Source organism: Bradyrhizobium septentrionale (genome assembly GCF_011516645.4).
Taxonomy (GTDB): Bacteria; Pseudomonadota; Alphaproteobacteria; order Rhizobiales; family Xanthobacteraceae; genus Bradyrhizobium; species Bradyrhizobium septentrionale.
In genome coordinates, this window is the sequence record NZ_CP088285.1 from 2,528,051 (window position 1) to 2,552,337 (window position 24,287).

The 24,287-nt window shown below is 64.9% G+C and carries 20 protein-coding genes; 10 read left to right on the forward strand and 10 right to left on the reverse strand.

Annotated features, from left to right (window positions below):
• Window positions 1-68: 68 nt before the first annotated feature.
• The gene (locus HAP48_RS13755; RefSeq protein ID WP_166213347.1) at window positions 69-920 is read right to left on the reverse strand and encodes a caspase family protein; all 852 of its coding nucleotides are present in this window, start codon (window positions 918-920) and stop codon (window positions 69-71) included.
• A gap of 359 nt (window positions 921-1,279) precedes the next feature.
• On the opposite strand from HAP48_RS13755, the gene HAP48_RS13760 reads away from it, so the two are divergent.
• The 9 genes from HAP48_RS13760 (at window position 1,280) to HAP48_RS13800 (ending at window position 13,446) form a co-directional block, all read left to right on the forward strand.
• Window positions 1,280-3,010, forward strand: a complete 1,731-nt coding sequence (locus HAP48_RS13760) for a hypothetical protein (protein WP_166213346.1) — start codon at window positions 1,280-1,282, stop codon at window positions 3,008-3,010.
• 116 nt (window positions 3,011-3,126) lie between these two features.
• Entirely contained in the window at window positions 3,127-3,852 is a 726-nt protein-coding gene (locus tag HAP48_RS13765) for a thermonuclease family protein (protein WP_175612327.1), read from the forward strand.
• A 174-nt stretch (window positions 3,853-4,026) separates the two neighbouring features.
• Entirely contained in the window at window positions 4,027-4,857 is an 831-nt protein-coding gene (locus HAP48_RS13770; RefSeq protein ID WP_166213344.1) for an LssY C-terminal domain-containing protein, read from the forward strand.
• A 133-nt stretch (window positions 4,858-4,990) separates the two neighbouring features.
• The gene (locus HAP48_RS13775) at window positions 4,991-6,175 is read left to right on the forward strand and encodes a pyridoxal-phosphate-dependent aminotransferase family protein (protein ID WP_166213343.1); all 1,185 of its coding nucleotides are present in this window, start codon (window positions 4,991-4,993) and stop codon (window positions 6,173-6,175) included.
• Between the two features lie 290 nt (window positions 6,176-6,465).
• Window positions 6,466-6,774 carry a GIY-YIG nuclease family protein gene (locus HAP48_RS13780; protein WP_166213342.1) on the forward strand — a complete coding sequence of 103 codons (309 nt, stop codon included), beginning with the start codon at window positions 6,466-6,468 and terminating at the stop codon, window positions 6,772-6,774.
• Window positions 6,775-7,084: 310 nt separating this feature from the next.
• Window positions 7,085-8,137 carry an ABC transporter ATP-binding protein gene (locus tag HAP48_RS13785; protein WP_224497158.1) on the forward strand — a complete coding sequence of 351 codons (1,053 nt, stop codon included), beginning with the start codon at window positions 7,085-7,087 and terminating at the stop codon, window positions 8,135-8,137.
• 23 nt (window positions 8,138-8,160) lie between these two features.
• On the forward strand, window positions 8,161-9,225 hold the full coding sequence (locus HAP48_RS13790) for a substrate-binding domain-containing protein (protein ID WP_166213340.1): 1,065 nt from the start codon (window positions 8,161-8,163) through the stop codon (window positions 9,223-9,225).
• Window positions 9,226-9,412: 187 nt separating this feature from the next.
• Window positions 9,413-11,122 (forward strand): ABC transporter permease, encoded by a 1,710-nt coding sequence (locus HAP48_RS13795; protein ID WP_166213339.1) that lies wholly within the window; start codon window positions 9,413-9,415, stop codon window positions 11,120-11,122.
• 215 nt (window positions 11,123-11,337) lie between these two features.
• Window positions 11,338-13,446: a S9 family peptidase gene (locus tag HAP48_RS13800; RefSeq protein ID WP_166213338.1), complete on the forward strand. Its 2,109-nt coding sequence runs from the start codon at window positions 11,338-11,340 to the stop codon at window positions 13,444-13,446.
• A 310-nt stretch (window positions 13,447-13,756) separates the two neighbouring features.
• Here HAP48_RS13800 and HAP48_RS13805 read toward each other — a convergent pair whose 3' ends face one another.
• The 4 genes from HAP48_RS13805 to HAP48_RS13820 all read right to left on the reverse strand — a co-directional run bounded on the left by HAP48_RS13805 (window position 13,757) and on the right by HAP48_RS13820 (window position 18,396).
• The gene (locus HAP48_RS13805; RefSeq protein ID WP_166211463.1) at window positions 13,757-14,794 is read right to left on the reverse strand and encodes an IS110 family RNA-guided transposase; all 1,038 of its coding nucleotides are present in this window, start codon (window positions 14,792-14,794) and stop codon (window positions 13,757-13,759) included.
• Between the two features lie 201 nt (window positions 14,795-14,995).
• The gene (locus tag HAP48_RS13810; RefSeq protein WP_166213337.1) at window positions 14,996-15,709 is read right to left on the reverse strand and encodes a ribonuclease activity regulator RraA; all 714 of its coding nucleotides are present in this window, start codon (window positions 15,707-15,709) and stop codon (window positions 14,996-14,998) included.
• 91 nt (window positions 15,710-15,800) lie between these two features.
• Complete coding sequence (araD, locus tag HAP48_RS13815) at window positions 15,801-17,540, reverse strand: L-arabinonate dehydratase (RefSeq protein WP_166213336.1); 1,740 nt, start codon at window positions 17,538-17,540, stop codon at window positions 15,801-15,803.
• A 220-nt stretch (window positions 17,541-17,760) separates the two neighbouring features.
• Window positions 17,761-18,396, reverse strand: coding sequence for a response regulator transcription factor (locus HAP48_RS13820; RefSeq protein ID WP_166213335.1), 636 nt, complete (start codon window positions 18,394-18,396; stop codon window positions 17,761-17,763).
• 190 nt (window positions 18,397-18,586) lie between these two features.
• Here HAP48_RS13820 and HAP48_RS13825 point away from each other — a divergent pair, with 190 nt between their 5' ends.
• Window positions 18,587-18,859, forward strand: a complete 273-nt coding sequence (locus HAP48_RS13825; protein ID WP_224497048.1) for a hypothetical protein — start codon at window positions 18,587-18,589, stop codon at window positions 18,857-18,859.
• Window positions 18,860-19,025: 166 nt separating this feature from the next.
• Here HAP48_RS13825 and HAP48_RS13830 read toward each other — a convergent pair whose 3' ends face one another.
• From HAP48_RS13830 to HAP48_RS13850, 5 genes are all read right to left on the reverse strand, one after another.
• Window positions 19,026-19,343 (reverse strand): PilZ domain-containing protein, encoded by a 318-nt coding sequence (locus tag HAP48_RS13830; protein WP_166213333.1) that lies wholly within the window; start codon window positions 19,341-19,343, stop codon window positions 19,026-19,028.
• 3 nt (window positions 19,344-19,346) lie between these two features.
• Window positions 19,347-20,204, reverse strand: coding sequence for a CheR family methyltransferase (locus HAP48_RS13835; protein ID WP_166213332.1), 858 nt, complete (start codon window positions 20,202-20,204; stop codon window positions 19,347-19,349).
• Window positions 20,205-20,240: 36 nt separating this feature from the next.
• Window positions 20,241-20,630 (reverse strand): response regulator, encoded by a 390-nt coding sequence (locus tag HAP48_RS13840; protein WP_029084260.1) that lies wholly within the window; start codon window positions 20,628-20,630, stop codon window positions 20,241-20,243.
• Window positions 20,631-20,673: 43 nt separating this feature from the next.
• Window positions 20,674-21,147, reverse strand: coding sequence for a chemotaxis protein CheW (locus HAP48_RS13845; protein ID WP_166213331.1), 474 nt, complete (start codon window positions 21,145-21,147; stop codon window positions 20,674-20,676).
• 77 nt (window positions 21,148-21,224) lie between these two features.
• The gene (locus tag HAP48_RS13850) at window positions 21,225-23,957 is read right to left on the reverse strand and encodes a hybrid sensor histidine kinase/response regulator (RefSeq protein ID WP_166208962.1); all 2,733 of its coding nucleotides are present in this window, start codon (window positions 23,955-23,957) and stop codon (window positions 21,225-21,227) included.
• Between the last annotated feature and the right edge of the window lie 330 nt (window positions 23,958-24,287).

Here is a 24,287-nt window from a genome sequence, read left to right on the forward strand (position 1 = left end):
TCCACATACGCCGCTCGCAATTTTGGGAATGAATGCACGAGCCACGCCCGCGCAGGACAGGCCGGGGCTCAGCCGCCGAGCTTGATGTCTTCCAAGAGCGAGGACGACACGCTCGGCACCTGCTCGCCTTCGCTGGCGCGCGAGATCGCGACGCGGGTCTTGTTGAAGGCGGTTTCGGCGCCGGCCTGGGCGTTGAGGTTGTTGATCAGCTCGGAGACCAGCACGCTGTTCGGCGCCCTGGAATCGTCGGCGACCTTGCCCGGCGTCGCCGAGGTCAGCACCAGCGTGTTCTCCGGCGGCGAGATCGGCGCGAGGCCGTGCGAGAAGGCGCGGAAGCGGCGCTCATAGGGATTGCGGCGCGAGGCATCGAGCACCACGAGCTTGGCTTTGGCACCGCGCTCCTTCATCGCATCGAGCACGGACTCGACGCTGACGCCGGTGCGCTTGACGTCGGCTTCCTTCCAGATCGTGGCGTCGACCGGGATCATGTAACTTTCACGACCCACCTGCACGCCGTAGCCGCCGAAGAACAGCATCACGACGGTGTCGGGACGGATCTTGGCCTTCATGCGCTCGACCGCGCGAACCATGTCGTCGCGGGTCGCGTCCTCGACCACGTCGACGTCAAAACCCTCGCGGCGCAGCGCCGACGACAGCGTGCGGGCATCGTTGATCGGCTGGGCCAGCGGGGCCGCAGCGTCCGGGTAATGGCCGTTGCCGATGATCAGCGCGAGGCGGGAGGTGCCGGCCGGGATGCTGCCGGTGGTGTCGGTGGCGACAGCCCCGACGGTCCCTTTGGCGATATCCATCGTCCGCTTGTTGAGCGCGGCATGGGCGCCGATCGCCAGCGACACCGTGCCGGCCACCGCCACAGCGAAGGCAATGGTGCGACGGGAAATATGAGGCTGCCTAAGGTTCATAGCGTTCCTAGTCCCAATCTTTATCCCGATCATGCTCACACGAGATCGCGCCAGTTAGTCGCGTCAGAGACATTCAGGTTTAATGGGGTTGAAGCCTGTGTGCCGTCGATTGAGCTCAATTTGCGGCGCTGCAACAAACATTCCATTAACCCGACCGGGCGGCCGGAGCAACCCGGTTTGCCGCATGCTGCCGCCCGGCAGAGGCCATTGACGCCGTTAAGATCCCGTTACGTGACTTCGATCACATTTGTATTTTGTAAGGATTCATGTAGCTTTCCAACGACTTGCCGGAATCCGGGGCGGGGCGCGGGAAACACTGCCTGATGGCAGCGTTAACCGGTTCCAACAGAAAGAGTTTCATGGGCTTTCACGAGATCGCAGGCGCCGTGTGCCGGTCGCTGACCGCAGCCAAGGACGGCCCGTCGCTGTACGACGTCTGCGACCCCGTGCTGCAGTCCTATCGCGGCGGCGATGCCCATCTCGGGAAGTTTTACCGGACCGCGCTCGGCAATCCGCCGCTGCGCGCGCTGCTCCGCCGCACCGGCCTGCCCGCGCTGAAGGACCCCGCGCGGCTTGCCAGCCTGCGCGCCGCGCTGATTGAGGCGCGCGATGCCGAGGCGCCGGACTGGGCCGCGATCGGCGCGCCCGTCGCGGCACTGATGGACGATATCGGCGTCCGCCACCCGGCCCCGCCGGCCGCGCCGGCGCCGGGGCGCGTGCCCGGGATGGCCGAGATCGACCGCGTGATCCGCCTGACCGGCGCGCATCTCGTACGCTCGTTCCGCAGGAACGGCGGCTTCATCCCGACCTATGCCGCCTTCAATTTGATCGGCGACCCCGACGTCGGCGGCCGCGAGATGCTGATGGCGCTGACCGGGCTGAACGCGCGCGGCTACAAGAACTCGACCCTGCTGTTCAGCCTGGCGCGGATCTTCATCGCCCATTCGCCGGCGCGCATGCTGATCAACCCGGCCTGGCGCGGGATCGCCGAGCCGATGTGGGAGCCGGTGCAGATCCGCCACCGCTCGGCCTATTACGACGCGTTCTTCACCGAGGCGCTGCTCGGCTTTGTCGAGACCGGGCTGGCGTCGCCGGATGAGACCAGCGCGGCGCGGCGCGCGATCTCTGACATGGTCGAGTTCTGCCTGAAGACCAGCGCCGAGGAGGTGCCGTCGCATGACGGCTCCGTCGTGAAAGTCATCACCGCGCTGGCGCCGGGGCGGCATCCGCGCTTCTCGCGCTTCTTCGCCCAGATCAAGCAGGACCTCGGCTTCGGCATCTATGTGCCCGACTGCGACACCACGGCCTGCTCGTTCTCTGCCGCGACCCAGGCCGGCTCCGACGATCCGATCCTCGCCCAGCCGCTGCTCGACTTCTACCGCGGCTACCAGGTGCGCGCGGGCGCCAACGAGCCGCGCGTCACCGTGCCGCTCAACGACAACATCGACTATGAGGGCGGCGTCGTCACCTGGATCGACAATCTCGCGGGCGACCGCCCCTACGGCAACGACCTCGATCCGACGCTGAACCTCGACATCCTCGAGGTCTCGTTCCGCAACCTCACCCGCTGGAAGATCATCGAGACGCCGCAGCGGCTGGAGACGGTGCATCGCATCATCGCCTTCCAGAAGAGGTTGGTCGAAAGCGGCGCGTTCAAGAATCCGCGCTCGCACATCTATTATCTGCCGGAGCTCTATTCGGCCTATTTCGGCCGCTGCTACGCCGCCTTCGTCGCGCTGCCGCTGGCGGCGCAACGGATCATCGATCCCGGCAACGTGTTCGCGCTGATCCGCGCCCGCGTGCTCGGCTACGTCACGAACGAGCTAATCGCCCACGAAATGAACCCGTTCGACGCAGCGCTGGCGCTGATGGCACTGGCGCATCTTGGCGCCGCGGTCTCGACCTTCACGCCGGCGCTGCACTGCATCGTGCAGGGCCTCGGCGAGGGCGGCCGCAAGGGGCCTTACAAGGCCTATGAATGGAATAAGATGAAAACCCCGACCCGCATCCTGGTCGGCGGGCCCGAGGTGACGTCGGCCTTCGTGCTGATGGGTCTCGCGCTGGCGAAGAAGCGGATGACGCGAAGTTGAAACTGGCGGAAACACTCCGGCACTGGCACGGTTGCCCAATTGCCCGCACAATCCTTGTGCACCGACGTCGAGACGCTCAAGCCCTTTGAACGACAAGAATCTGGCCGGGAATGCCGATGTTCAAGACGCTGCTCACTGCTGGCCTGCTGCTCGCGCTGCCGACCCTGGCTGTCGCCGCCGACATCACCGGCGTGCCGAAGATCCGCGACGGCGACCAGATCCAGATCGGCAGCGCCCGCATCCGGCTCGGCGGTGTCGACGCGCCATCGACCGACCAGCTCTGCCTCAACACCAAGGGCGAACGCTGGACCTGCGGCGTCGCCGCGCGCGACGAGCTGATCAAGCATGCCGGCAACAAGAGCTGGACCTGCCATCCCCGGTCGGTCGATCGCCGCGGCCGCACTATCGCGCGCTGCGAGGTCGACGGCGAGGACATCCAGAAATGGCTGGTCAGCAATGGCTGGGCGCTGGCCTACACCCGCGCCTCGCATGATTACGAAGCGGACGAGAAGGCGGCGCGCGAGGCCAAGGCCGGGATGTGGCAGGGCGCGTTCATCGCGCCGTGGGACTGGCGCGTGCGCAACAAGAAGACCAATGTGCTCGGGGCGGTGAAGCCGCCGGACGGAGCCAGCTCGATCCTGCTCGCCTCGGCCTCCGGCCCCGTCGCGCCCTCGCCCGACTGCACCATCAAGGGCAACGTCAATCGCTCCGGCGAATGCATCTTTCACCAGCCGACCAGCCGCTGGTACGCCAAGATCGAGATGAAGATCAGCAAGGGTACGCGCTGGTTCTGCTCGGTCGAGGAAGCCGAGGCCGCCGGCTGCCGCGAGACGCGGCGCTAGTCAGAGGTGAGATTGAATCGTTCCGCACCGTCAGTGCACCCCTCTCCCGCTTGCGGGGGAGGGTCGGGGTGGGGGCTCTCTCCACGAGTCATATTGCGGAAATAGCCCCCACCCGGATCGCATCTTCGATGCAATCCGACCTCCCCCGCAAGCGGGAGAGGTAAGGAGGCCGCTGTGACCGATCTCGAGATCAATCCGTCCGTGGCGCGCCGGCGCAAACGCCTGCGCTATCTGCAGCTGTTTCTGTGCGCCCTCGTCATCTACCTGATCGCGGCCTATGTGCTGCTGCCCGCACTGTGGACGCATTACGAACACCAGAAGGGCCTTGCCAATCTGCCGATGGTGACGCGCACCGCGCAGGGCATTCCCGGCGATCCGATGAATGTCGGGCTGATCGGCGACACCAGGGACGTGGTCTGCGCGATGCACGAGGCCGGCTGGTATCCCGCCGATCCGGTCACGCTGAAATCCTCGATCGAAATCGTAGGCTCCGTGCTGCTCGATCGTCCCTACAAGGATGCGCCGGTGAGCAACCTGTTCTATCTCGATCGCCGTGAAGACCTTGCCTTCGAGAAACCGGTTGGAACGAGCGCGGATCGCCGCAACCATGTCCGCTTCTGGAAGGTGCTTGATCAGGGCGAGGAGAAGCGTCCGGTGTGGCTTGGCGCTGCGACGCTCGACCGCGGCGTCGGCGTCAGCCACTACACCGGCGCGGTGACCCATCATATCGCCGCCGATCTCGACGCCGAACGTGCGCTGCTCGCCACCGATCTCGAGTCCGCCGGCGTGGTCACCGCGAAATATCAGGTGACCGGCATCGGCCCGACCCTCGCCGGCCGCAACGGCGGCGGCGACCTCTATTACACCGACGGCGAAATCTGGGTGCTGCGGCTGGTCGAGGCCTGTCGCAAGAACCACGGCACGGTCGCGCAGATCCCAAGCCCCGCCGCGACGGAGTTCAAGGACCAGGTCTGGCGCGCGGTGGTCAAAGCGATCGGTAAATGAGGGCTGTGTCCCGCGGTTTTGGAAACGCTGGATTGCTTTGTCCGGCTCGCAATCGCAGCCGCGATGGAATATCCTCGGCACTTGACCCCTCACACGCATGATTTGCGTTGCTTTACCCATAAGGAACAGGACGATGACCGTTCGCGCGGGCCGGGAATTTCTGGCCATCCCCGGGCCCACCACGATGCCTGATCAGGTGCTGCAGGCGATGCATCGCCCGGCGCTCGATATCTACTCCGCCGAGATGGTCGAACTGACCGAGAGCCTTCTGCGCGATCTCTCAAAACTGTTCGCCACCATGGGCAAATCCTACATCTACATCGCCAATGGCCACGGCGCCTGGGAGGCGACGCTCTCCAACGTGCTGTCGCGCGGCGACAAGGTGTTGGTGCTGGAGAGCGGGCGCTTTGCGATCGGCTGGGGCCAGGCGGCGGCCGCGATGGGCGCCGAGGTCGAGGTGCTGAAGGGTGACTGGCGCCGCGCGATCCGTCCGGCCGAGGTCGAGGAGCGGCTGCGCCGCGACAAGGAGCACAACATCAAGGCAATCCTCGCCGTGCAGGTCGACACCGCGTCGGGCGCCTATAACGACATCGAGGCGATCGGCAGGGCGATCAAGGCCGCCGGCCATCCCGCGCTGTTCATGGTCGACACAGTCGCCTCGCTCGGCTGCATGCCGTTCGAGATGGACAAATGGTATGTCGACGTCGCGATGTCCGGCTCGCAGAAGGGCCTGATGACGCCGCCCGGCCTCGGCTTCGTCGCCGCCAATGACCGCGCCTGGGACGCACACAAGAAGGCCGATCTGCGCACGCCCTATTGGGACTGGACCGAGCGCGAAGGCTCGGAGCACTACCGCAAATATGCCGGCACCGCGCCGGTGCATCTGTTGTTCGCACTGCGCGAGGCGATCAACATGCTGCATGCCGAAGGCCTGGAGAATGCCTTCGAACGGCACCGGCTGCTCGGCGAAGCCGTGCGCCGCGCGGTTGCCACCTGGGCCGAAGGCCAGGTGCTCGGCTTCAACATCACTGAAGCCGCCGAGCGTTCCAACACGGTGACGACCGTGACCGTGAAGGGCGCCGATCCCGCCGCGATCCAGCGCTACGCCAAGGAGAAATGCGGCGTGGTGCTCGGCACCGGCATCGGCGATTTGCAGGGTCAGGCCTTCCGCATCGCGCATATGGGCCACGTCAACGCGCCGATGATCCTCGGCACGCTCGGCGTCGTCGAGGTCGCGCTCACCGCGCTGAATATTCCACACGGCAAGGCCGGTGCCGACGCCGCGATCCAGTGGCTCGGCGAGAACGTGAAGGCGTAGGAGCAGAAAGCCGCGGCTTGAAGCCCGTCATCCTGAGGAGCCGCGTTTTTGCGCGGCGTCTCGAAGGATCGACGGCCCCGCAGTGGCCGCGAGAACTCTGGACGCGGAAATAGTCGGGCCGTGCATCCTTCGAGACGCGCGCAATAGCGCGCTCCTCCAGCGACAAAGGCGAAGCCTTTGCGCGGGGATGACGGGTCGAGGTGTTCGCGGGATGATGGAGTAGCATTGCTCATTGACCGTGGCCACATTCACGCCATTCTTGATCCACGCGCAAGGGCAGGATCATCGCCATGAGCATCTACGTCTACATGCTTCGCTGTGCCGACGAGTCCTTCTACGTCGGCAGTGCCACGGGCGACGATCTTGCGCCATGCATCGATCAGCATAATGCGGGTACCTTCCCCGGCTACACTCTGAACCGTCGACCAGTGGTCCTCGTCTGGTCAGAGTATTTCGAGCGCATCACCGATGGCATCGCCGCGGAACGGCAGATCAAGGGCTGGAGCCGGGCGAAGAAGGAAGCGCTGATTCAGTCGGATTGGGGCACGATCAGCCGACTGGCTCATCGACGCAGAGTAACCCCTTCCCCGTCATCCTGAGGAGGCGGCGAAGCCGCCGTCTCGAAGGATCGACGGCCGAGCCCCCGCCGCGAGAGAATCGGAGTACGCCGAGATATCCGGGCCGTGCATCCTTCGAGACGCGCGCAAGAGCGCGCTCCTCCAGCGACAAAGGCGAAGCCTTTGCGCGGGGATGACGGGAGAGTGGTGGGGGATACGCAACGAACAGGAGCCACGACTTTATTACGGGGCACGAACACTATTCGCCGTCATCATTTTCAGCTTTACTGCCGGCAACAGCCGGGCACGGATCCCTGCGAGACAACAAAATGGAGGGGATCGCTTGGCATCGGTGGAGTTGCGCGGCCTGGTCAAGCGGTTTGGATCGTTTGTCGCAGTTGATGATGTCTCGCTGACGATCGATCACGGCCAGCTGGTCTGCCTGCTCGGGCCGTCCGGCTGCGGCAAGACCACGACGCTGCGGCTGATCGCCGGCTTCCTCGAACCATCCGACGGCGAAATCCGCGTCGGCGATCGCGTGGTGTCGTCGAAAGCGCGCACGCTGCCGCCCGAGCAGCGCAACATGTCGATGATCTTCCAGAGCTACGCGCTGTGGCCGCATATGACGGTGGCCGAGAACATCGTCTACGGCCTGCGCCTACGCAAAATGGATCGCGACACCATCGCGAAAAAACTCGGCGCGATCCTGGCGACGACCAAGCTGGAACCGCTGGCGCAGCGCTATCCGGGCGAGTTGTCCGGCGGCCAGCAGCAGCGCGTCGCGCTGGCGCGGGCGCTGATCGTCGGCCCCGAGACGCTGCTGCTCGACGAGCCACTGTCCAACCTCGACGCCAATCTGCGCGAGGAGATGCGGTTCGAAATCCGCCGCTTGCACGACGAATATCGCTACACCACGGTCTACGTCACCCACGATCAATCCGAGGCGATGACGACAGCCGATCTGATCGCGGTGATGAACGCCGGCAAGATCGACCAGCTCGGCGCGCCTGAGGACATCTATGCGCGGCCGGAATCCGAATTCGTCGCGCGCTTCATCGGCGCTGCCAATGTCATCAAAGGCACCGCGCGCGATGCGACCCACGTGGAATTCGCCGGCGCGACGCTCGAGGTGGTCGGCGCGAAACTGACAGCCGGCCAGAGCGCGCCGGTCGCGATCCGCCAGCACGAGATCCAGCTCTCGACGCACGCGCCGGCCGCAACGCAGAACACGCTCAAGGCCATCGTGACGCGGCAGGTCTATCTCGGCATGAACCGCGACTACATGGTGGAAACCTCCGACGGCACCTCGCTGCGCGTGACCACGCCAGCGGAAACCGCGGTCGAGAAAGGCAGCGAGGTCTGGCTGACACTGCCGCCCGAGCGCTGCCGCGCGCTCAGCCGTTAATGAACAAGAAACGGAGGGACGCGATGCGGAAACCAATTTCCAGACGCGATGTCCTGAAAGGCTCTGCGGCGCTTGCAGCCGGCACGGTGTTCGCATCGCCCGCGCGCGCCGCAGCGCCCGAGTCGACAGCGATCACGCCCGGCCTCGTCGCCGCCGCGAAGAAGGACGGCACGCTGGTGTTCTATTCGTCGATGGACCTGCCGGTCGGCGAGAAGCTCGGCAAGGCGTTCGAGGCCGCGTATCCCGGCATCGCGGTGCAGATCGAGCGCTCCGGCTCGGAGCGGCTGTTCCAGCGCGTCGCGCAGGAATTCGACGCCAACATCCATGCCGCCGACGTCGTTAACAGCGCCGATGCCTCGCACTTTATCCCATGGAAAAAGAGCGGCTGGCTGATGCCGTTCGTGCCCGAGGACGTCGCGAAGTATTTTCCCGACAATTATCGCGATCCGGACGGGATGGCCGTGACCACGCGGCTGTGGCTGTCGTCGATCGCCTACAACACCAATTTGGTGAAGGCCGAGGACGCGCCGAAAAGCTTTACCGATTTGCTCGACGCGAAATGGGCGGGCAAGATGGTGAAGGGCCATCCGGCCTATAGCGGGACCATCATGACCACGACGTTCCAGATCGTCCGCGAGCTCGGCTGGCCGTATCTGGAGAAGCTCGCCAAGCAGCGCGTGATGCAGGTGCAGTCCTCGACCGACCCGCCGAAGAAGCTCTCGCTCGGCGAACGCGCCGTGATGGCCGACGGCAATGAATATGGCATCGTGCTGTTGAAGGAGGCCGGACAGCTGGTCGAGCCGGTCTATCCGACCGAGGGCACGCCGACGATCTCGGGACCGACAGGCATCTTCGCCGGCGCGCCGCATCCGAACGCCGCAAAGCTGTTCCAGGCCTGGCTGCACACCCGCGAGACCCAGCAATTCTTCGTCGACTTCACCGGACAATATTCGCTGCACGCCCAGGTGCAGCCGAAGGCCGGCCGGCGCAGGCTCGCCGACATCAAGCTGATGAAGGAGGATCCGGCGGGGGTGGAGGCGATGACCGAAGAGATCAAGACGCGCTATGCGCAGTTGTTTCGGGTGTGAGGATGCGAGCCGCGGCGCATGCTTCCCTGCCTCGCCCCGCTTGCGGGGAGAGGCCGCCGCGCATCGCAAGATGCGCGGCGGGTGAGGGGGCCCTCCACGTACCGTGCTCGCTGAAGCAGCCCCTCACCCCAACCCTCTCCCCGCAAGAGCGGGGCGAGGGAGCTGAGAAAGTTCACCGCGGGTCAACATGACGACAACCACAACCACCTCCCCAGCCCCCCGCGCCCGCATCGACTGGACGCGTCCGGTGCTCTGGCTGTTCGCGGCGGTGCTCATCCTGCTGATCCTGCTGCCGCTGTCATGGCTTGCGGTGTTTGCCTTCACCGACAAGAACCGCCATCCGACGCTGCAGAACTTCGTCACGCTGTTCAGCAATCCCGACTTCCTCGATCCGCTGCTGACGACTGCGATCATCGCGACCACGTCGGCGGTGATCTGCTGCATCGTCGCGGCGCCGCTGAGCTGGCTGGTGTCGCGCACCGACATGCCGGGCCGGCAGACCATCCGCGCGCTGGTGACGGCGTCGTTCGTGACGCCGCCGTTCCTCGGCGCGGTCGCCTGGGAATTGCTGGCAGCGCCGAATTCGGGGCTGTTGAACCAGCTCTACCGGCTGTTCGCGGGCGAGGACGCGGACGCGCTGTTCAACATCTATTCGATGACCGGGATCATCTTCGTGATCTCCTGCTACACCTTCCCGTTCGTGTTCGTGCTGGTGGCGAATGCGCTCGACACCATGCCGGGCGAGCTGGAGGACGCCTCCGCGATCCTCGGCGGCAATGCCTGGACCACGGCGCGGCGGGTGACGATTCCGCTCGCCATGCCCGCGCTGGTGGCGGGCGCCCTGATCGCCTTCCTGCAGGCGATGACGCTGTTCGGCTCGCCGGCGATCCTGGCGCTCCCGGCCGGTTTCCACACCATGACGACCAAGATCTGGAGCCTGTTCCAGTATCCGCCAAAACTCGAGCTGGCGGCCGCCGCCGCGGTGCCGCTGCTGGTGCTGACCATCCTGCTGCTGCAGGGCCAGAAGGCGCTGCTCGGCAGGCGCGGCTATTCGGTGATCGGCGGCAAATATGGCGCGCCGCGCCGCGTGGAGCTGAAAGGATGGCGCTGGGCCGCGCTCGGCTTCTGCCTCCTGGTGCTGCTCAACCCGGTGTTCCTGCCCTACTTCGCGCTGCTCAACGCCGCGTTCTCGCCGAATGCGACCACGCTGGTGACGCCGTCGACGCTGACGCTGCACAACATCGTCTTCGTGTTCACGGAGCTGTCGTCGACGCAACTGGCGCTGAAGAACACCGTGATCCTGGGCGCCGCGACCGCGACCATCGGCACCATCCTGGCGCTGGTCATCGCCTATGTGACGACGCGAAAGGTGATCGCGGGCCATCGCGTGCTCGGCTTCCTTGCCACCGCGCCGGTCGCCGTGCTCGGCGTCGGCCTGTTCCTGAGCTACACGCGGCCACCCTTCGTGCTCTACGGCACGCTGTGGATCCTGCTGCTGGCGTTCCTCACCATCAATTTGCCCTCGGCCTATCAGCAATTGCAGGCGGCGTTCGCGACCATCCATCCTGAGCTCGAGGAGGCAAGCCGCATCCTCGGCGCGACGCGGCTGCAGGCGCTGCGCCAGATCACCGCGCCGCTGCTGCGCACCGGCGTGATCGCGACCTGGTGCTTCATCTTCATCGGCGTGATGCGGGAACTGTCGGCCGCGATCGTGCTGTTCACCTCGCAGACCAAGGTGCTGTCGGTCCTGATCTACGATCTCAACGAAGGCGGCGACCTCGCCGCGATCGCGGTGCTCGGCATCGCGATGTTGGTGATTACATTTGCCGTGGTGCTGGCGGTGAACCAGATCCCGATGTCCGGCGGCAATTCGGGCGCGAAGCTGAGGAACGGGTAATTCGATCTCGTGTCCGGGACGCGCTGCAGCGTGACAACGCTGCTGCGCAGAGCCGGGACCCGGCAAACATGGGCCCCGGCTCAGCAGTGCATCGCTGCGCGCTGCACTGCGTCCGGGGCACGGACATGTGAGCATGGTGCACCTCACGGACCTGTCGATCTGGCAATCGCCACATTCATCCCGATATAAGGCGGAACCCCGCATATGAGGATCGTGTGACCAAATCCACCACCAAGAATTCACCCCCTGTCGCGCCGCGCCGGCCGCATTCCTTCACCACCCACGGCATCACGGTGACGGACGACTATGCCTGGATCAAGGATCCGAACTGGCAGGAGGTGCTGCGCGATCCCTCGATCCTCGACCCCGATATCCGGACCTATCTCGAAGCCGAGAACGGCTACACCGAGAGCCTGCTCGGCCATACCGACGGCTTGCAGAAGCAGCTCGTCAAGGAGATGCGCGGGCGGATCAAGGAAGACGATTCCAGCGTGCCGTCGCCGGACGGCCCGTTCGCCTATTTCCGCAAGTTCCGCGAGGGCGGTCAGCACGAGCTGTTCTGCCGCACGCCGCGCGACGGCGGCGACGCGCATGTCGTGCTCGATGGCGATGCGCTGGCGAAGGACCACAAATATTTCAAGTTCGGCGGCAGCCGGCACTCCAACGATCACCGGCTGCACGCCTGGAGCGCCGACACCAAGGGCTCCGAATACTTTTCCATTCGGGTGCGCGGCTGGGCCGATGGCGGCGATCTCGAGGATATCGTCGAGGAAACCGATGGTGGCGTGGTCTGGGCCGCGGATTCCAAGAGCTTCTTCTACGTCAAGCTCGACGACAATCACCGCCCGATGCAGGTGTGGCGGCACAAGCTCGGCACCAAACAGGCCGACGACATCCTGATCTATGAGGAGCAGGATCCCGGCTGGTTCACCCATCTGCACGAGAGCGCCAGCGGCCGTTTCTGCGTGATCGCGGGCGGCGACCACGAAACCTCCGAGCAGCGGCTGATCGATATCGCCAATCCCGACGCCCCGCCGCGGCTCGTCGCGGCGCGCGAGGAAGGCGTGCAATATTCGATCGCCGACCGCGGCGACGAACTCTTCATCCTGACCAATGCCGACGACGCCATCGACTTCAAGGTCGTCACCGCGCCGCTGGCGGCGCCGGAGCGCACCAACTGGCACGACCTGATCCCGTATCGCGAGGGCGTCTATGTGCTCGACGTCGAGCTCTATGCCGGCCACATGGTGCGGCTGGAGCGCGCCAACGCGCTGCCGGCGATCATCATCCGCGACCTCAAGACGGGCGAGGAGCACGCGATCGCGTTCGACGAGGCGGCCTATTCGCTCGACACCATGGGCGGCTACGAGTTCGAGACCACCAATCTACGTTTTGCCTATTCGTCGATGACGACGCCGTCGGAAGTCTATGACTATGACATGGCGACGCGGACGCGGGTGCTGCGCAAGCGGCAGGAGATCCCATCCGGCCACAACCCGGCCGACTACGTCACCACGCGCATCATGGCGACCTCGCATGACGGCGCGCAGGTGCCGGTCTCGATCCTGCATCGCAAGGACTTTGCCCGCGACGGCAACGCGCCGCTGCTGCTCTATGGCTACGGCTCCTACGGTATGGCGATGCCGGCGTCGTTTGCGGCGAACCGGCTCTCGCTGGTCGACCGCGGTTTCGTCTATGCGATCGCGCATATCCGCGGCGGCGCCGACAAGGGCTGGGGCTGGTATCTCGACGGCAAGCGCGAAAAGAAGACCAATACGTTCGACGATTTCGCCGCCGCCGGCCGCGCGCTGTGTGATGCGAAATATACGAGCGCCAAGCGCATCGTCGGTCATGGCGGCTCGGCGGGCGGCATGCTGATGGGTGCGGTGGCGAACCGCTCCGGCGAGCTGTTCGCCGGCATCGTCGGCGAGGTGCCGTTCGTCGACGTGCTCAACACCATGCTCGACGACACCTTGCCGCTGACGCCGCCGGAATGGCCGGAATGGGGTAACCCGATCGAGAGCGAGAAGGATTTTCGTACCATCCTGTCCTATTCGCCCTACGACAATGTCGCGGCGAAGGACTATCCCGCGATCCTTGCGATGGGCGGGCTCACCGATCCGCGCGTCACCTATTGGGAGCCGGCGAAATGGATCGCACGGCTGCGCGCCACCATGCGCGGCGGCGGCCCAGTGCTGTTGCGCACCAACATGGGCGCCGGCCACGGCGGCGCATCCGGCCGCTTCAACCGCCTCGACGAGGTCGCGATCGTCTACGCGTTCGCGCTGTGGGCGGTCGGGATGGCGGACAAGGCGGAGGTGTAGGACATCGTAGCCCGGATACCTCCCCATCGTCGTCCTGGCGAAAGCCAGGACCCATATGTGGACGGCCCCCGTGGCACAAGAGCTGTTTGGTGAGATCGGATCGCTTGCATCCATATGTCCGGCCTTTTGAGTGCGATCGAATGGATCGCTGGCCAAGATGGTTTGCGCGATGCGAGTTCCAAACAACCACGCGACCTGTTGGCGGCCGATGGGTCCTGCGGACTGTCTCGCATCGTTGCTCGATCGATCGCTCCATCTGCTCTTGCAGCTCCGGTCGGTCGGCGAGCGAGCCCGCCGGCTGGCCAATCTATTAGGCGGCGGCTGTCATGGGATTCATCCGTGCCGCCTCGTAACTCTCGCCCGTCGCCATCAGCTTCCAGGCGATGCGGGCCACTTTGTTGGCGAGCGCCACGGCCGCAAGCTTCGGCGGCTTGCGCTTGATCAGCGCCAGCAGCCAGCGCGAGTGATGACCGCGTCCCCGCCTCGCCTGCTGGATCACCGCTGTGGCCCCGACCACCAGCAGACGGCGCAGGTCCTCATCGCCCGCCCGCGTGATCTTGCCAAGCCTGGTCTTGCCAGCGGTGGAGTGGTCCTTGGGTGTCAATCCCAGCCAGGCCGCAAAATGACGACCAGAACGGAACGCGCGCGGATCAGGTGTCTTCATCACCAGCGCGGTTGCAACGATCGGACCGACCGAGGGGATCTGAGCCAAGCGCCGGCCCGTGGCATCGGCGCGGTGCCAGGCCATCAGCTTGGCCTCAATCGCCTCCAACTCACCCTCGAGCCTGATGCGCTCCCGGCCCAGCACCACAAACAGCTCGCGCGCCAGAACGGGAAGCGTCTCGTCCTGCGCGATCCGCGCCAGCAGTGGTTCGATCGCGTCCAATCCCTTGGGTGCGATCAGGCCATACTCCGCCGCATGGCCGCGTATCGTATTGGTCAGCTGGGTGCGCCGGACGATCAATCCGTCGCGGACACCCATCAGCATCAGCGCAGCCTGCTGCTCGGCCGTCTTCACCGGCACGAAGCGCATGCTCGGCCGGCTCATCGCTTCACACAGACCTTCTGCATCCCGCCCGTCATTCTTGTTCCGCATCACGTAGGGCTTAACCAATTGCGGTGCCATCAGCTTCACCTCGTGACCGAGCTTGGAAAGCTCCCGCGCCCAATGTTGCGAAGCCCCGCATGCCTCCATCCCGATCACGGTCGGCGGCAATTTGGCGAAGAACTCCAGCACCTGTTTGCGCGACAGCTTCTTGCGCAGCGCCACCTGCTCCCTCGCATCAACCCCATGCAACACAAAAATATACTTCGACGTATCAATCCCAATGCGGATAATCTGGTTCACGGACGGCTCCCATGTATGAGATCTAGACAACCTCATTCTGGCACACTGATGCCGTAGGGGGCCGTCCACACCATCAACCGCGTGATCTATCGAGCAAAGAGGTAGCAGTACCACGGTGCGGAACAGCCGGCCTTCGCCAAACTCCTCCCTGTGGTCATGGGTCCTGGCTTTCGCCAGGACGACGGCGGAGAGTGAGGCGTGTCACCGCCCCTTGGCCGTCCGCCACGCCGCAAAATCCTTCAGCGTCTGCTCGTCGGTCGCGGGATAGAGGCCGAAGATGCCGCGGCCGTTCTGAACCTGCTCGGTGACGAAATCCTCGAACGCGGTCATCTCGAAGGTCTCATTGGCGATCTCGTCGGCGAGATGAGCGGGGATGACGATGACGCCGTCGCTGTCGCCGAGGACCACGTCGCCGGGAAACACCGGCGCGTCGCTGCAGCCGATCGGAACGTCGATCGCCTGATGCAGCGTCAGATTGGTCGGCGCGCTCGGGCGGTGATGGAAGGCCGGGAAGCCGAGCCGCGCGATCTCGGCAGAATCGCGAAAACCGCCATCGGTGACGACACCGGCGCAGCCGCGCTTCATCAGCCGTGTCACCAGGATGGCGCCGGCCGAGGCCGCGCGCGCGTCCTTGCGGCTGTCCATGACCAGCACGCTGCCGGCCGGGCAGTCCTCGATCGCCTTGCGCTGCGGATGCGCGCGATCGCGGAACACCTCGATCGTGTTGAGGTCCTCGCGCGCCGGCATGTAGCGCAGCGTGAAGGCCTCGCCAACCATGGTCGGCTGATCGGGGCTCAGGGGGTGAACGTCCTGGATCATCTGGATGCGGAAGCCGCGCTTGAACAGTGCGGTTGCAACCGTTGCGGTGGAGACGGTCTTCAGCTTGTTGCGGGTGGCGTCGCTGAGTTTTGACATCGGTGCGTTGCTTTCTCATGGTCGCGACAGCGAGCGAACCCGGAATCTCGAGGTTCCGGGTTCGCTGCTGCGCAGCGCCCCGGAACGACGGTCAGTAAATCGAAGGCTCTCCCACCGGCTTGCCAAAACCGGTCTCCAGGAAATCGAAGTCGCAGCCCTCATTGGCCTGCTTGATGTGTTTCGAGAACATCCAGCCATAGCCGCGCTCGAAGCGCTTTTCGGGCTGCTTCCATTCGGCGCGGCGCCTGGCCAGCTCCGCCTCCGGCACGTCGAGATTGATGGTGCGCGCGGCGACGTCGAGGGTGATGCGGTCGCCGTTCCTGACCAGCGCCAGCGGACCGCCGATATAGGATTCCGGCGAGACATGCAGGATGCAGGCGCCGTAGCTGGTGCCGCTCATCCGCGCGTCGGACAGCCGCACCATGTCGCGCACGCCCTGCTTCACGAGCTTGGTCGGGATCGGCAGCATGCCCCATTCCGGCATGCCCGGCCCGCCCTGCGGCCCGGCATTGCGCAGGATCAGCACGTGATCGGCCGTGACATCGAGATCGGGATCGTCGACCGCCTTCTTCATCGACGGATAATCGTCGAACACCAGCGCCGGCCCGGTGTGCTTGAGGAAGCGTGGATCGCAGGCAGAAGGCTTGATGACGCAGCCGTCGGGCGCGAGATTGCCTTTCAACACCGCAAGCGCGCCCTCCTTGTAGATCGGATTGTCGACGGTGCGGATGACGTCGTCAATATGGACTTCGGCGCCTGCGATGTTCTCGCCCAACGTCTTGCCTGACACGGTCACGCAATCGAGATGCAGATGCTGCTTGATCCGGTTCATCAGGCCGGGAAGCCCGCCGGCATAGAAGAAATCCTCCATCAGATAGTGGTCGCCGCTCGGCCGCACATTGGCGATCACGGGCACCTTGCGGCTCGCCGTCTCGAAATCATCGAGCGAGATATCCTGGCCGGCCCGGCGCGCCTGCGCAATGAGGTGAATAATGGCGTTGGTCGAGCAGCCCATCGCCATCGCGACCGTGATCGCGTTCTCGAACGCTCGTCGGCTCTGGATCTTCTGCGGCGTGAGATCCTCCCATACCATCTCGACGATGCGGCGGCCGGCCTCCGAGCTCATGCGGATGTGGTTGGCGTCGGCCGCGGGGATCGACGAGGCCCCCGGCAAGGTCATGCCGATCGCTTCCGCGATCGCGGTCATCGTCGAAGCCGTGCCCATCGTCATGCAGGTGCCATAGCTGCGGGCGATGCCGGCCTCCATGTCGACCCAATCCTTGTCGGAAATCTTGCCGGCGCGGCGCTCGTCCCAGTATTTCCAGGCGTCCGAGCCGGAGCCCAGCGTGCGGCCTTTCCAGTTGCCGCGCAGCATCGGCCCCGCTGGCAGATAGATCGCCGGCAGATTCATGCTGGTGGCGCCGAGCAGGAGCCCTGGCGTGGTCTTGTCGCAGCCGCCCATCAAGACCACGCCGTCGACCGGATGGCCGCGCAACAGCTCCTCGGCATCCATCGCCAGCATGTTGCGGTAGAGCATTGTGGTCGGCTTCAGCAGCGATTCCGACAACGACAGCGCCGGCAGCTCGAGCGGAAAGCCGCCGGCCATCAGCACGCCGCGCTTGACGTCGTCGACCCGGCTCTTGAAGTGCATGTGGCAGGGCTGCGCGTCCGACCAGGTGTTGATGATCGCGATCACCGGCCGGTCGCGCCACTCCTCCGGCGCGTAGCCCATCTGCATCGCGCGCGAGCGATGGCCGAAGGCTCTGAGATCGTCGGGCGCAAACCAGCGCGCGCTGCGCAATTGATCGGGGGTCTTGTTCTTCTTCGTCATCTTCGGTGCGCCATGTGCTCGATATTGCGTGCTTCGATATTGCGTGTCTCGAGATTGCCTGCACGCGCGTCGTCTCAGCGCATGCCCTGCGCAACGCATATACTCGATTTCGGGACCTGTCGCCCCGCGCAAGGCGCAGACGTGCCGTTCGCCGCCGGTGTGCCGGGCGTGCTCCGCACAAACTCCGCAATCTGGAAATCAGCGCGGAATGCAGCCTTTGCTAGCTCTGGCGCTGCGCCGTCATCACGATGCGGACGAGATCGGCGGCGTTGCGCGCGCCGAGCTTCTTCATGATGTTTGCGCGGTGATCCTCGATCGTGCGCGGGCTGATGCCGAGATGACGCCCGGCCTCCTTGTTGGAGGCGCCCGCGGTGAATTGCTCGAGCACCTCGCGCTCGCGGCGGGTCAGCGGCTCGCGCCCCGGGAAGTGCAGTGCGGCGATGCGCGACGCCGAGGCCTCGGCCTGGCGCCGCGTGTAGGCGTCGATCGCTTCATTGAGACGGCTGACGATCTCGTTGCCGCGGAACGGCTTCTCGATGAAATCGAGCGCGCCGTTCTTGATGGCGCTGACCGCCATCTGGATGTCGCCCTGACCGGAGATCATGAAGATCGGCGCCGGATAATCCTCGCCGTGAAGCTCGCGCAGGATATCGAGGCCGGATTTGCCTGGAATATGCACGTCGAGCAGGATGCAGGCCGGCGTCCTGCTGCGCGCCACCGAGAGCAGCGCCGCACCATCCGCAAAGCAGATCACCTTGTAACCAGCGGTCGACAGGACCACGGAAAGCGTCTCGCGGACGGCGGGCTCGTCGTCGACCACGAAAATTTCCCCGCGAGGAGCGCCATTCTCAACCATTTGCATCGTCCATCAGTGGTGAAGCGTGCTGACCCGACCGCACAAGAAGTAACTCGACCATCTCGATCAATGGACCCGTATTTGTACGGGACGTCCGCTTAACGCACAAGTAGCACCGCGTTCCCTAAAACCGGGGACGGTGGAGAAAACATGCATGGTAAATGCAGCGGCGGACGGCGTTGCAGGGCGTTTGGACGAGGGCAACGATCCCTGCAACCTGATCGTGACGGACCTCGTCGCGCTGATCGGCCATCTCCGGGCGAGCCTGCGACTGATCGAAGCGGCGATTGCGCGCGAGGCATTGCTGGCCGAGCAGGACGCCGCCGCCAACATCGCCGTGCTTGACGACGTCACCCCACGCTACGAGGCCGCATCCACGGCCCTGAGAGCCTGCGACGCCGGCCTCGGCATGGCACTCGATCGGATGCGCTATTCTGAGGCACCGGCGCGCCTTCTGAATTGACCCGCAGGGCCGGCAGCCCCCGGGTTTGGCGCCATCATGCAGATCGTCCGACGACGCCCCAACACGCGCCAACCCTTGGGACGACCATCCGTTCCACGCATTCGGATTGACGGCAGGCCGTGCCCGCCTGGCCGGGTCGGGCCAATTCAGATCAGGTCAAGTCAGGTCAGGCTCTGGCCCGCTCTTCGTCGGCGGTCGCCCGGCGCTTGCTCGGCTTGCCCTTGAGGAAGCTGATGTCCATTTCGGTGCCGTTGACGCGGACCAGCTCGCAACGGCGGTAGGCAAGCCCGGTCGAGGACAATAGCAGGAAGAACTCCTTCAGGTTGAGCCCCTGAATGGAACCCTCGACCGTCAGCGACGCATCATTATCGGAGATGGCGTTGAGCTGGCAGTCGCGCCGCCAGGTGCCGTCGATGGCCATGATGCAGACATCGACGCCCCGGCTGAACGTGACCCGCTCAACGGATTTGCCGTCTTCAGTCATCGCTCAATATCCGGCCGCCATGGCGGCCCTCGGCATGGCGAGCGCCGGCCGTACCCCGCTCGGCCGGTACAGGCCGCGGCGTTCGGGAATCGGCTTGAACGTGTCGGTCAGACCGACCACGGTCTCGGCGGCGCCCAGCACCAGGAAGCCGTCGGTCTCCATCGAGCGGGCGAGACGGTTGAAGATGTTGATCTTGGTGTCCTGATCGAAATAGATTAGCACGTTGCGGCAGAACACCACATCGAAAGCGCCGAGCGCGGAGAAATCGTGCAGCAGATTGAGCTGACGGTGCTGCACCATCGAGCGCAACTCGGGATTGATCTGCCAGAGTTCACCCGACTGCTTGAAGTACTTGACCAGCATCTGGATCGGCAGCCCGCGCTGCACCTCGAACTGGCTGTAGATGCCGGCCTTCGCCTTCTCCAGCACCTCCTGCGACAGATCGGTCGCGATGATCTCGACCCGCCATCCCGCAAGCGCCGCGCCCATTTCCTTCAGGCTCATCGCCAGCGAATAGGGCTCTTGCCCGGTCGAGCCGGCGGCGCACCAGATCCGGACGCTGCGGCGCGCGGCACGCGCCTTCAGCACCTCCGGCATGATGGTATCGCGGAAATGCTCGAACGGCACCTTGTCACGGAAGAAGAAGGTCTCGTTGGTGGTCATGGCCTCGACCACCTGAACGGTGTGCGTGGACGAGCCGGCCCTGATCTTCGCCACCAGGTCGGGGATGCCGGACAGGCCGCTTTTGCGCGCCAGCGGCAACAGGCGGCTCTCGATCAGATACTGCTTGTCCGCAGACAGATCGAGGCCGGAATGGTCCTTCAGGAGTTTACGCAGATACTCGTAGTCGGGGGGCGTCACGGGAGCCTCGCAAGGACAAAAGGGTGAAACTGGCTATCAGGCTTCGGCCGACGCATCGAGCGCCAGCAGGCCCACTTCCTGGAATTTCGCGATCACGATGTCCTTGTCGAATGGCTTCATGATGTACTCGTTGGCGCCGGCATGCAGCGCCCGCGAGATGTGGTCTATGCCGTTCTCGGTGGTGCAGAACACGACCTTGGGCTGATCGCCGCCGGGCATGCGGCGAAGCTGCACGAGGAATTCGAAACCGTCCATGACCGGCATATTCCAGTCGAGCAGCACCGCGTCGGGCAGCGCCCGCTTGCAGGCTTCGAGCGCCACCGCGCCGTCCTCGGCCTCGATGACGGTGAACTGCATTCCTTCGAGGATGCGGCGCGCGATCTTTCGCACCACACCGGAATCGTCGACGACGAGACATGTCTTCATGTGTTGGCCTCCTTGTAGAATCCGCCGTCTACGCGACGGAGCGTTACGCTGCAGCAGCTGTCTTGGGCACCAGTTCGAGCACACGATCGATATCGAGGACGACCATGAGCTGGCCGTCGAGGCGGTAGACGCCGCCGGCGAGCTTGGCCATGCGGGGATCGAGGTTGACCGGGTTGTCCTGGCGGCTGTCGTCGGGCAGCCGCAGCACTTCGCCGATCTGGTCGATCAGGAGACCATAGGATTCGCCGCGCTGGTCGACCCCGACCGCCATCGGCGGCTGGCCGTCAGCGGCCTTCGGCAGCCCGAGCCGGGCGCGCATGTCGACCACGGTGACGATGCGGCCGCGCAGGTTGAGCACGCCGGCGATCTCGGCCGACGACAAGGGAACGCGCGTCAGCCGCTCCGGCATGAACACGTCCTGCACCCGCGAGATCGGCAGCCCGAACAGCTGCCCGCCGATCACGGCGGTGACGTATTCGGCCATCGCGCCTTCGCTGGTCTCGGTCTTGCTGGTCATCGATCCTGTTTCCTTCGAGTCCTTTGTTTGAGCATGATCCGATCGGAAAACCGGTTCCCACTTTTCCGGATCATGCTCTAGGCCGCCCGACGCAGCTCGGCGGTCTGTTCTTTCAGCGCCGCGATCAGTCCGGGACGGTCAAACTTGGCGACATAGTCGTGGAAGCCGGCCTGCCGGCCGCGCTCGATCGCCGCCGGCGACACCATCGCCGACAGCGCGATGATCGGCAGCCCGATCAGATTGTGGTCCGAGCGGATGTTCTCGGCGAACTCGAAGCCGTTCATCTCGGGCATCTCGATGTCGGTCAGCACCACGTCGAAGGCCTGCCCGGAGCGCAGCGCGGCGAGCCCTTCCTGGGCGTTCGGCGCGGTCCGCACCTTGTAGCCGGCGGCCTTCAAGACCGGCGCCAGCATGTTGCGGAAGAACGCGCTGTCATCGACCAGCAGCACCGACTGCGCCGACGCCGACGGGCGCATCTCCTTGCGCGAGAACCAGTCGGCAAACGCCATCGGCAGGAAGTGGCCGACGTCGATCACCTCGGTGGCCTGGCCCTTGATCACGGCCGAGCCCAGAATGCCGTCCTGCGAGCCTGCGACCTCGATGTTGAGCCGCTCCTCGACGATGTCGATGATCTCGTCGACCACGAGCCCCATCGAGCGGCCGTCGTCGGCGAACACCAGGATCGGCTGCGCGCCTTGTGTCTGCACCTCGACGCCGGCCATCTGCACCAGCGGCATCAGCTGCTCGCGGTACTGCACCATGTAGCGGCCGTTACTGAGCTCGATCTTGTCGGTTGCGATCTCTTCCAGCCGGGTGACGAGGCCGAGCGGCACCGCCTTGGGCTGGTTCGATCCGGCGCGGAACACCAGCAGCGAGGTCAGCTGCTCGCCGCTCGAGGCGTGGGCATTCGCATTGTCCTCGGCCATGTCATGGGCCGAGGAGCCGGAGGCGCCGAGCGCCTTGGCGATGCCGTTGGGATCGATGATCATGATCACGGCGCCATCGCCCAGAATGGTGTTGCCGGAGAACATGTCGATGTGACGCAGCTTGGTGGACATCGGCTTGACCACGATCTCCTCGGTGTGGAACACGCCGTCGACCACGATGCCAAAGGTCTGGCTGCCGACTTGCGTGACCACGATGAAGCCGTTCTCGGCGTCGGTGGTGGTCGCGCCGTCGTCGATCTTGAGCAGCTTCTTGAGATGGATCAACGGCAGCAGCTTGTTGCGCAGCCGCAGGACCGCGGTGTCCTTGATCCGCTCGATGCGGTGCTCGGAGTTGGCGCGGGCCCGTACCAGCTCAACGACCGAGAGCTGCGGAATGGCAAAACGGTCGCCGCCGGCTTCAACGATCAAGGCGGAGACGATCGCCAGGGTCAGCGGGATCTTGATGGTGACGGAGGCGCCCTCGCCGGCCACGCTCTTGATGTCGATGGTGCCGCCGATCTGGTCGATGTTGGTGCGCACCACGTCCATGCCGACGCCGCGGCCGGATACCGAGGTCACCTGCGCTGCGGTCGAGAAGCCCGGCGCGAAGATGAACTTGTGGGTCTGGGCTTCGGTCATCTTCTCCAGCTCAGCCTCGGTGACGAGGCCGTTCTGGAGCGCCTTGGCCTTGATCCGCTCGGTGTTGAGCCCGCGGCCATTGTCGGCGATGCAGATGATGATGTGGCCGCCCTCGTGATAGGCGGAGAGGCGAATGGTGCCCTGCTCGGGCTTGCCGGCCGCGACCCGCTCGGCGGTGGTCTCCAGGCCATGGTCGGCGGAGTTGCGCACCATGTGCGTCAGGGGATCCTTGATCAGGTCGAGCACCTGGCGGTCGAGCTCGGTGTCGGCGCCGTGCATTTCCAGTTCGATCTGCTTGGCGAGTTCGCCGGAGAGGTCGCGGACGATGCGGGGCAGCTTCTGCCAGGCATTGCCGATCGGCTGCATGCGCGTCTTCATGACGCCCTCCTGCAGCTCGGCGGTGACGTTGGAGAGCCGCTGCAGCGGCACCTTGAACTCGGTGTCCTCGTTGCGCCTTGAGATCTCGAGCAGCTGGTTGCGGGTCAGCACCAGCTCGGAGACCATGGTCATGAGGTGTTCGAGGGTGTCGACATTGACCCGGATCGACTGGTTGGCGATCTTGTCGCCTTCCTGGACATCCTCACCGGCGGCCTTGCGGGCCGGCTTCTTCGCGGGCTCGGCAGCTTCGGCAGCGGGAGCCACGGCCGCAGGCTTGGCAACGGCAGTGGGTGCGGCGACTTCGGTCGCGGTCTCGCGGAAGGCGCGCTCGAGCTCGTCGAGCGAGACCTCGCCCGGACGCAGCGGACGCTCCAGCGTCTGCACCACCAGCGTGCCTTCAGTCATCGCTTGGGTCATGTCAGCCTGCACGGACGGCGCTTCGACGACAGGCACGTCTTCTTCGGCCGTCTCACCAGCGGCCATTGCGGCCATGCCGCGCTCGACCATCGCTTCCAGCTGATCAATCAGACCGCGGTCGTTGCCTTCAGGCTCGGCCTCGGTGGCCTCGAGCCCTGCAAGGATCTCCTTGATGCGGTCGATCGAGGACAGGATCAGCGTCACGGCTTCCGCCTTCACCGGCATGCCGTCGCGGAATTTGCCCATCAGGGTCTCGCCGGCATGCGCCAGCGCTTCCAGCCGCGGCAGCCCGAGGAAGCCGCAGGTGCCCTTGATGGTGTGCACCAGGCGGAAAATGTTATCCAGGATCTTCGCGTTGTTCGGATCCTGCTCGAACTGCACCAGCTGGTTGTCGACCGTATCCAGGCTCTCGCTGCTCTCCGTCAGGAACTCGCGCAACAGATCGTCCATGAATCGGTCCCCTCAAGGTGCTACAGAACGCTCGCCTCGCATCGATAACTTGGCCGGCTTCACGGCGACGTTAATTTTGCCGTCCGTGCAACTACGGACGGTGAAGCTCTCAAGCCGTCGGACGAGCATCACGACATCACGGACAGTCTCACCAGGACAGGCCCTTACCACCCGGACGGGAAAGAGGCCGTTCCAACGGTCATCGCAATTTGAACCAAATGAGCGCGAAGGATCGATAAGCCCTGCGAAACATTCGCGGCCATGACGTCGGATCGCATCAGCGCGCGATCGCCCATTGGTTGAAACCGGCGGGGTGATCAACGCACGCAA

Excerpts from the sequence above, each read along its gene's own strand:
- HAP48_RS13765 (WP_175612327.1), top strand. The coding sequence starts at position 3,127 with ATGTTCAAGACGCTGCTCACTGCTGGCCTGCTGCTCGCGCTGCCGACC.
- HAP48_RS13820 (WP_166213335.1), bottom strand. The coding sequence starts at position 18,396 with ATGGTTGAGAATGGCGCTCCTCGCGGGGAAATTTTCGTGGTCGACGAC.
- HAP48_RS13780 (WP_166213342.1), top strand. The coding sequence starts at position 6,466 with ATGAGCATCTACGTCTACATGCTTCGCTGTGCCGACGAGTCCTTCTAC.
- HAP48_RS13790 (WP_166213340.1), top strand. The coding sequence starts at position 8,161 with ATGCGGAAACCAATTTCCAGACGCGATGTCCTGAAAGGCTCTGCGGCG.
- HAP48_RS13830 (WP_166213333.1), bottom strand. The coding sequence starts at position 19,343 with ATGACTGAAGACGGCAAATCCGTTGAGCGGGTCACGTTCAGCCGGGGC.
- HAP48_RS13755 (WP_166213347.1), bottom strand. The coding sequence starts at position 920 with ATGAACCTTAGGCAGCCTCATATTTCCCGTCGCACCATTGCCTTCGCT.
- HAP48_RS13810 (WP_166213337.1), bottom strand. The coding sequence starts at position 15,709 with ATGTCAAAACTCAGCGACGCCACCCGCAACAAGCTGAAGACCGTCTCC.
- HAP48_RS13775 (WP_166213343.1), top strand. The coding sequence starts at position 4,991 with ATGACCGTTCGCGCGGGCCGGGAATTTCTGGCCATCCCCGGGCCCACC.
- HAP48_RS13840 (WP_029084260.1), bottom strand. The coding sequence starts at position 20,630 with ATGAAGACATGTCTCGTCGTCGACGATTCCGGTGTGGTGCGAAAGATC.
- HAP48_RS13845 (WP_166213331.1), bottom strand. The coding sequence starts at position 21,147 with ATGACCAGCAAGACCGAGACCAGCGAAGGCGCGATGGCCGAATACGTC.
- HAP48_RS13760 (WP_166213346.1), top strand. The coding sequence starts at position 1,280 with ATGGGCTTTCACGAGATCGCAGGCGCCGTGTGCCGGTCGCTGACCGCA.
- HAP48_RS13795 (WP_166213339.1), top strand. The coding sequence starts at position 9,413 with ATGACGACAACCACAACCACCTCCCCAGCCCCCCGCGCCCGCATCGAC.
- araD (WP_166213336.1), bottom strand. The coding sequence starts at position 17,540 with ATGACGAAGAAGAACAAGACCCCCGATCAATTGCGCAGCGCGCGCTGG.
- HAP48_RS13850 (WP_166208962.1), bottom strand. The coding sequence starts at position 23,957 with ATGGACGATCTGTTGCGCGAGTTCCTGACGGAGAGCAGCGAGAGCCTG.